The following is a 6910-nucleotide window of genomic DNA, read 5'->3' as shown; positions in this document are numbered from 1 at the left end:
ATACCGCCGGCAAAAGCCGGCGGTATCTGGGTTCTGTGGTTGGATTTGCAGCCCGGATCACATCTGGGCCAGAGTGTCCAGCATGGCGGGGATCATCTGCTTTTTGCGGCTGACCACGCCGGGCAGAACCACGCTGCCGTCGGTGTCCCGCTCGCAGCGGAAGGCGGTGCCGATCAGCTGCTCGGCGCCCTCGCCGCAGAACAGCACCTTGCTGGACTGATCCTTCACGCTGGTGAGCATGAAGAAGATCATCTGCACGCCCTCGCGCTTGAGGGCCTCGGGCAGGTAGGGGCGCAGCAGCTCGGCGGCGCGCTGGCGGTTCTTCTCGCTCATGTAGCTGCCCTGGCCCACGCCGAAGCGGATGTCGCCATGGGTGAAGATCTTGAAGTCCTGGAAGAACACGTCCTCAGCGGCGCGGCCCTCCAGATTCTCACCGGCTTCGAAGATCTCGTTGGCCAGCTCCTCGGGCTCGACCCCGGCGATTTTGGCCAGCGCACGGGCGGCAGCCTCGTCCACGGGGGTGCAGGTGGGAGAACGGAAGCACAGCGTGTCGGACAGGATGGCGCTGAGCATCAGGCCCGCGATGTGGGGCTCGATCTCCACGCCCTGCTCCTGGTACATCTGGTACACGATGGTGCAGGTGCAGCCCACCGGCTGGTTGCGGAAGAACACGGGCTGGCTGGTCTCCAGACTGCCCAGACGGTGATGGTCCACCACCTCCAGGATGTCGGCCTCTTCCCAGCCGTCCACGCACTGGGTCTTCTCGTTGTGGTCCACCAGGATCAGCTGCTTGCGCTGCAGATTCAGCAGGTTACGGCGGCTGATCAGGCCCAGGTACTTGCCGGAGTTGGTGTGCACGGGGAAGTAGTTGTCACGCACCTTACTCATGACCTTCTTCACCTCGTCCACGGGGGTGCTGGGCAGGAAGGTGCGCAGCTTCTCGCGGGGGGTCATGTGGGTGCTTACGGGCACGCTCTGCTTGATCAGGCAGGAAACGGCGTAGGTGTCGTAGGGGCTGCTGATGAGCAGGCAGCCGCGCTCGTTGGCCAGCTTGACGATGGTCTTGGCCACGGTGGACTCCATGCACACCACCACGCAGGCGGCGCCCATCTCGATGGCGCACAGCTGGGTCTCGTAGCGGTTGGCCACCAGCACGATGTCGCCGGCTTCCATGGTATTCTCCAGCACGTCGGGGCTGGAGGCGCCGATCACGATCTTGCCGCTCTCGAAGTAGCCGGAATCATCGCCGGCCAGCACGGTGCCGCCCAGAACCTCCACCACGTTCTTGATGGGAGTGCGGGCGTTGCTCAAAGCATGGGTGTCCAGGCTGTCCATGTTGGCCACGGCCAGGTCGCCCAGGGTGATCAGGCCCTGCAGCATGCCCTTTTCGTCCACGATGGGCTGGCTGTTGGCCTGGGTGTCGCGCATGGTTTCCCAGGCGCGGCGCATGGTGGTGTTGCCCAGAATGCCGGGCACGGGGCGGATATCGATGTCCTGCACCTGAGCGCTCACGTTCAGGCAGCGGCGGGGGGTCTTGGCGCCGAAGCGCTTGAGCACGAAGGCGGTCTCCTGGTTGATCTCGCCCGCGCGGCAGGCTTCATGCCAGGGGCCCACGGTCTTGTTCTTCAGATTGGAATAGGCAATGGCCGAGCAGATGGAGTCCGTATCCGGGTTGCGGTGGCCGATCACCATGATCTTACGCTTGGTGTTGGTCTGATCCATGTAAACTATACCTCTCGCTTTCCCCTGCAGGGCGCCTTTGCCCACAAAAACAGCCGCACCGGCATCCGGCCCCCTGCAATTTTTTATAATCTATAATAAGGTTGAAAGAATCCTGCAGTACATTATACACTACTCTTTGCAGTAAAGTACATCAAATTGCGCAAAATGGCTTCATTTTTCACGAACTGCTGCTATTTTGGCACAAAAGGCGCAAATCTACTGGTGATTTTGCAGGCGATTCGGCCTTTTTTGCGGTATCGCATACCCGCCCACAGGCAAAAGGTCCGGTTTTCGGGGCAGATTCCACCCTTTGCAGGCAGCAGATTTTCCACCAAAAAGCGGCTGATGTGTGGAAAATCCGGGCGAGGCGGACGGCCCCGGCTGCAGTCTGATGTTCCCCGGTCAAGCCTGCCCCGGCGGACTGCCTGAAAATCCGTGCCGCTTGCGGCACACCTTACCTATTCACTCTTCACTTTTCACTCTTCACTTTCATTCTCCCTTTTGGCAGCTTCAGTGAAGAGTGAATAGTGAAAAGTGAAAAAAGAAAACCCCGAACGCAAACGCGTTCGGGGTTTTTGGCGGAGAAGGAGGGATTTGAACCCTCGCGCCGGTTTCCCGACCTACGCCCTTAGCAGGGGCGCCTCTTCGACCTCTTGAGTACTTCTCCAGAGCAAAGTCCATATCAAAATATGAAATTAAAAAATGGCGGAGAGGGTGGGATTCGAACCCACGGCCCTTGCGGGTCACCGGTTTTCAAGACCGGCTCCTTAAACCACTCGGACACCTCTCCAAGAGTGGCTGTCACACACGCCATCGCTAGTGCGTTATCTATGTTATCACAGGGTCACGGGTTTGTCAACCATCTTTTTTAAAAAAAACGAACGTTTTTTAAAAAAACTCCCGGCATGCACCGCAAGGGGGGCGCGGAGCATACCGGGCGCTTTTTCTCAGGCCGCCCGCAGTGCCTCAGCCTTCCGGGGCCGGGGAGCAGGGCGGCGGTAACGGCCCCGCCCGCGGCGCACCCGGCAGACGGCCCGGGGCTGCTCCAGCCGGGCGATGCCGCGCATCCCACCGGCCAGCAGGGCCATCAGGCCCAGCGCGGCCGCCAGGGGCATAGTGCCCTCCACCGCCGCGCCCGCCACCACAACGAAGGCCAGAGCGCCCAGCACCAGCATGGAATCACAAATCATTCGTTTCATCTCAAACCGCTCCTTTGCACTGCCGGCCCCGTTTCGTGGCCTGACTGGTTGTTGTGGCTTCATTCTACAACAACCGTCAGTTGTTGTCAATGGTATTTTAACAACTTTTTCGCGTATTTTATTTACAAGAACAATTTTTAGTTGTATAATGAAGCCAGCAAGAAAGGAGTGTTCACACATGTTCCCACAACGCTTGAAGCAGCTGCGCAAGGAGATGGGCCTGAGCCAGAAAAGTCTTTCCGAACATCTGGGCGTGACCCAGCAGGCGGTGGGCAAATGGGAGACCGGCCGCTCCTCGCCGGACCCCACTACTCTGGCCCGGCTGGCCGAGCTGCTGGAAACCTCGGCGGATTACCTGCTGGGCATCAGCGAGCAGCCCGCAGAGCCCGCTGCCCCTTCCCTGCCTTATGCGGAAAGCCCCATCCCGGTGATCGGCACCGTGCGCGCGGGCTACGGCTCGCTGGCCTTTGAAGAAGACTACGGGGTGGAATACGCCTGCGTGAAGGACCCCGCCAACTATTTTTATCTGGTGGTCAAGGGCGACAGCATGGAGCCCCGCATCCAGGACGGCGACCTGGCTCTGGTGCACCGCCAGCCCACCCTGGAAAACGGAGACCTGGGCGTGATGGTCTTCGGCGAGGGCGAAGGCACCCTGAAAAAGTACATTCAGCGGGGCAACGCGGTGATTCTGCAGCCCTTCAACCCGGCCTATGAGGAAAAGGTGATCCGCGGCGAGGAGCTGAACCAGCTGTTCATCGCGGGCAAGGTGGTGGAGACGAGGGCCAAGTGGTAATTTTGCCCTTTTCTCCCCCGGTTTCCCCGCCGCCCTTATACTATATAGAAGGAAGTGGAAATTCCCATGCAGCCTACCCGGCTTTATCTTGTACGCCACGGCCAGACCGACTGGAACCTGGCGGGCCGTCTGCAGGGCCAGACGGACATCCCTCTGAACGACACCGGCCGCAGCCAGGCCGAGGAAGCCCGGCAGCGGCTTTCCGGTGTGCAGTTTGACGCGGTGTACTCCAGCCCCTTAAGCCGCGCGGTGGAAACCGCCGTGCTGGTGAGCGGCTGGCCCGCCGACAAGGTGCGCACCGACGAGCGCATCAAGGAAATCGCCTTCGGCGACTGGGAGGGCAAGGCCCCCCGCACCCTGGGCGACGACTTTGCCCCCTTCTTCGCGGACCCGGCCCACTTTGTGCCAGCCCCGGGCGGCGAGAGCCTGCCCGCTCTGATGGCACGGGTGAGCGATTTTGTGGCCTATGTGAAGCAGGCCCACCGGGGCCAGACCGTGCTGGCCGTGAGCCATGGCGCGGCGCTGCACGCTCTGCTCACCGCCGAGCTGGGCCTTGATATGAAGGACTACTGGAGCGTGGGCCTGGGCAACTGCGCCGCCGCCGAGCTGGAGCTGGAGGGCGAGCGCTTTGTACTGAAAAGCACCAGCGGCCCCACCAGCGCGAACTATCTGGAAAAATACTTAAAGTGATTGCCAGGCGGCACGAGGAGGCCACACCATGAAGCTGCTGTTTCCCATCCTGGCCGGTCTGGGCGTTGTTTTGCTGTATCTGGTCTGGGCGGCCCTGTTCCACGACCTTTTGAACGGGCTCTCCCCGGAAGGGGCGCTCACCGTGGCCACCGGTTCCTTCATTGCCTTTGAGCTGGTGATCCTGGCGGCCTGGATTCGCTCCAAAGCCGACCGAAAATAACTCCGTCTTTATTTTCCAAAAAGCCCCATCAAACCATTGGTTTTGCCATGCGCCGCATGGGGCTTTCTTTTTTGCGCCTTTTTTGCGGTTTCACTCTCTTTTTTGCTTTGTTTTTGCTTCTTTCTTCGCTTTCGTGAACACTCCTATGATTTAAAATCCAACCAGAGAAAGGAGGGGTCCGGGCATGGACCTGATGGAAAAACTCACCATCCTGGCGGACAGCGCCAAATACGATGTGGCCTGCACCTCCAGCGGTGTGGACCGGGGCGGCGCGGCCGGGAGCATCGGCAGCGCGGTGGCCCCCGGCTGCTGCCACACCTTCTCGGCGGACGGCCGCTGCGTGAGCCTGTTAAAGGTCCTGCTCACCAACGTATGCGCCTACGACTGCGCCTACTGCGTGAACCGCCGCTCCAACGACCTGCCCCGGGCCGCCTTCACCCCCCGGGAGCTGGCGGAGCTGACCATCCAGTTCTACCGGCGCAACTACATCGAAGGGCTGTTTCTGTCCAGCGCGGTGCTCATCAGCCCCGACCATACCACCGAGCTGATGATCAAAGCGCTGGAGCTGCTGCGGAATGAATACCACTTCCGGGGCTACATCCACGCCAAGGCCATTCCCGGAGCGGACCCGGCGCTGATCCACCGGCTGGGCCTGCTGGCGGACCGGCTGAGCGTGAACATCGAGCTGCCCAGCGCCGCCAGTCTGGGGCGTCTTGCGCCGGACAAGAAAAAGTCGGCCATCCTGGCCCCCATGAGCCAGATCGCCCGCGCCCGGGACGAAAACCGGCAGGAGCTGACGGTCTACCGGTCCGCGCCCAAGTTCGCCCCCGCCGGGCAGAGCACCCAGATGATCGTGGGCGCCACCCCGGAGACCGACCGGCAGATTCTGAAGCTCACCGAGGGCCTTTACCAGAAATACCAGCTCAAGCGGGTGTTCTACTCGGCCTATATCCCCGTGGCGCAGGACAGCCGCCTGCCCGCCCTGAACACGCCCCCGCCCCTGTTGCGGGAGCACCGGCTCTATCAGGCGGACTGGCTGCTGCGCTTTTACGACTTTTCGGCGGACGAAATTCTGGACGACGCCAGCCCCAACTTCGACCCCTTCCTGGACCCCAAATGCAATTGGGCCATCCAGCATCTGGACCAGTTCCCGGTGGACGTGAACCGGGCGGACAAAACCATGCTGCTGCGGGTGCCGGGCATCGGGCCGAAAAGTGCCGGGCGCATCGTGCGGGCCCGCCGTCAGGGGGCACTGGGCCTGGAGGAGCTGCGGCGCATCGGCGTGGTGCTCAAGCGGGCCCAGTATTTCATCTGCTGCAAGGGCTTTTCCGGCGCGGCGGGCTTCGGTCGCCGGAGCATCGCGGCGGCGCTGGTGGATTCCGGCGTGTTCGCCGCCGGGGCCCAGCAGCTGAGCCTGTTTGCCCCGGAGTTTGCCCCCATGCTCACCGCGGGCAGGCCGGGGCTGGAAGCGGCAAAGGAGGAGGCAGTCACATGGATCGAGAAGCGGATGTAGTCTACCGGTACGATGGCAGCTTTGAGGGCTTTCTCTGCTGCGTGTTCGAGAGCGTGTACGCCCACGAGATCCCCTTTGCCATCCTGCCCCATTCCAGCCCCATGGCCACCCTCTTCCCGGAAAAGCTCATCGAGACCGACCCGGCCAAGGCCCGCCGGGTGGACGCCAGCCTGCCCAAAAAGCTGGGCAAGGGGGCGCGCAGTTGCGTGGCCCACGCCTTTCTTTCCGGCAGCGAGGAAAAGGAGCTGCAGATTCTGCGGTTTCTGCGGCTGGGCTACCGGGTGGGCCCGGGCGTGATGTTCATGGCCGGCCACAAGGACGTGGCCCCGGTGCTGGCGCTGGAAAAAGCGGTGTGCGGCGAGGCCCACCTGCTCACCGGCTTTGTGCGCTTTCAGGACTACGGCGACTTTCTGGGCGGCACCATCACCCCCAAGCACTATGTGCTGCCCCTGCTGCGGCTGCACTTCTGCCAGCGGTTGCCCGGCGAGGATTTCATCCTTTACGACGCCACCCACGGCGCTGCTCTATTGTGGCAGAAGGGCAAGGCCAGCTACGCCCAGCTGGACGAAGCGCCCCCCTTCCCGGAAATTTCCCGGGAGGAAGCGGCGTATCAGGAGCTGTGGAAGCGGTTTTACAAGACCATCGCCATTGCTGCCCGGGAGAATCCGGCTTTGCGCCGGAGCCTTTGCCCCAAGCGGTACTGGGTGAACATGACCGAGCTGAAAGAGGAGCTGTGAGCATTTTCGCCCCGTCCTTAACAATTTATTGCTTTT

Annotated in this window: 7 protein-coding genes and 2 tRNA genes; 5 read left to right on the top strand and 4 right to left on the bottom strand. The window is 61.8% G+C overall.

Translation table 11 applies throughout. The features are described 5' to 3' along the window. Window positions 1-57: 57 nt before the first annotated feature. The 4 genes from PH256_RS08000 to PH256_RS07985 form a co-directional block, all read right to left on the bottom strand. Window positions 58-1722, bottom strand: a complete 1665-nt coding sequence (locus tag PH256_RS08000; protein WP_270913699.1) for a putative manganese-dependent inorganic diphosphatase — start codon at window positions 1720-1722, stop codon at window positions 58-60. A gap of 576 nt (window positions 1723-2298) precedes the next feature. After that, window positions 2299-2389, bottom strand: a tRNA-Ser gene (locus PH256_RS07995). Window positions 2390-2425: 36 nt separating this feature from the next. Next, window positions 2426-2512: transfer RNA gene (locus PH256_RS07990), tRNA-Ser, on the bottom strand. A gap of 157 nt (window positions 2513-2669) precedes the next feature. Then, a complete protein-coding gene (locus PH256_RS07985; RefSeq protein ID WP_087183854.1) occupies window positions 2670-2921 on the bottom strand; it encodes a hypothetical protein in 252 nt (83 codons plus the stop codon). A gap of 178 nt (window positions 2922-3099) precedes the next feature. Here PH256_RS07985 and PH256_RS07980 point away from each other — a divergent pair, with 178 nt between their 5' ends. From PH256_RS07980 to PH256_RS07960, 5 genes are all read left to right on the top strand, one after another. Beyond that, window positions 3100-3714 (top strand): LexA family protein, encoded by a 615-nt coding sequence (locus tag PH256_RS07980; RefSeq protein ID WP_270913698.1) that lies wholly within the window; start codon window positions 3100-3102, stop codon window positions 3712-3714. A gap of 66 nt (window positions 3715-3780) precedes the next feature. Continuing rightward, window positions 3781-4404, top strand: coding sequence for a histidine phosphatase family protein (locus tag PH256_RS07975; protein WP_270913697.1), 624 nt, complete (start codon window positions 3781-3783; stop codon window positions 4402-4404). A gap of 28 nt (window positions 4405-4432) precedes the next feature. Then, window positions 4433-4624, top strand: coding sequence for a hypothetical protein (locus PH256_RS07970; protein WP_270913696.1), 192 nt, complete (start codon window positions 4433-4435; stop codon window positions 4622-4624). A gap of 184 nt (window positions 4625-4808) precedes the next feature. Beyond that, the gene (locus PH256_RS07965) at window positions 4809-6137 is read left to right on the top strand and encodes a putative DNA modification/repair radical SAM protein (RefSeq protein ID WP_270913695.1); all 1329 of its coding nucleotides are present in this window, start codon (window positions 4809-4811) and stop codon (window positions 6135-6137) included. Next, window positions 6116-6874: a TIGR03915 family putative DNA repair protein gene (locus tag PH256_RS07960; RefSeq protein ID WP_270913694.1), complete on the top strand. Its 759-nt coding sequence runs from the start codon at window positions 6116-6118 to the stop codon at window positions 6872-6874. The genes PH256_RS07965 and PH256_RS07960 overlap by 22 nt, the downstream gene beginning before the upstream one ends. Window positions 6875-6910: the final 36 nt, after the last annotated feature.

The organism is Allofournierella sp. CML151, from assembly GCF_027853465.1.
Lineage (GTDB): Bacteria > Bacillota > Clostridia > Oscillospirales > Ruminococcaceae > Allofournierella.
Note: the sequence above shows the minus strand (reverse complement) of the source record. Positions and strands in the feature narration are given on the sequence as shown.

Coding starts and splice junctions, on each gene's coding strand:
- PH256_RS07965 (WP_270913695.1), top strand. CDS start 4,809: ATGGACCTGATGGAAAAACTCACCATCCTGGCGGACAGCGCCAAATAC.
- PH256_RS08000 (WP_270913699.1), bottom strand. CDS start 1,722: ATGGATCAGACCAACACCAAGCGTAAGATCATGGTGATCGGCCACCGC.
- PH256_RS07985 (WP_087183854.1), bottom strand. CDS start 2,921: ATGAAACGAATGATTTGTGATTCCATGCTGGTGCTGGGCGCTCTGGCC.
- PH256_RS07960 (WP_270913694.1), top strand. CDS start 6,116: ATGGATCGAGAAGCGGATGTAGTCTACCGGTACGATGGCAGCTTTGAG.
- PH256_RS07975 (WP_270913697.1), top strand. CDS start 3,781: ATGCAGCCTACCCGGCTTTATCTTGTACGCCACGGCCAGACCGACTGG.
- PH256_RS07970 (WP_270913696.1), top strand. CDS start 4,433: ATGAAGCTGCTGTTTCCCATCCTGGCCGGTCTGGGCGTTGTTTTGCTG.
- PH256_RS07980 (WP_270913698.1), top strand. CDS start 3,100: ATGTTCCCACAACGCTTGAAGCAGCTGCGCAAGGAGATGGGCCTGAGC.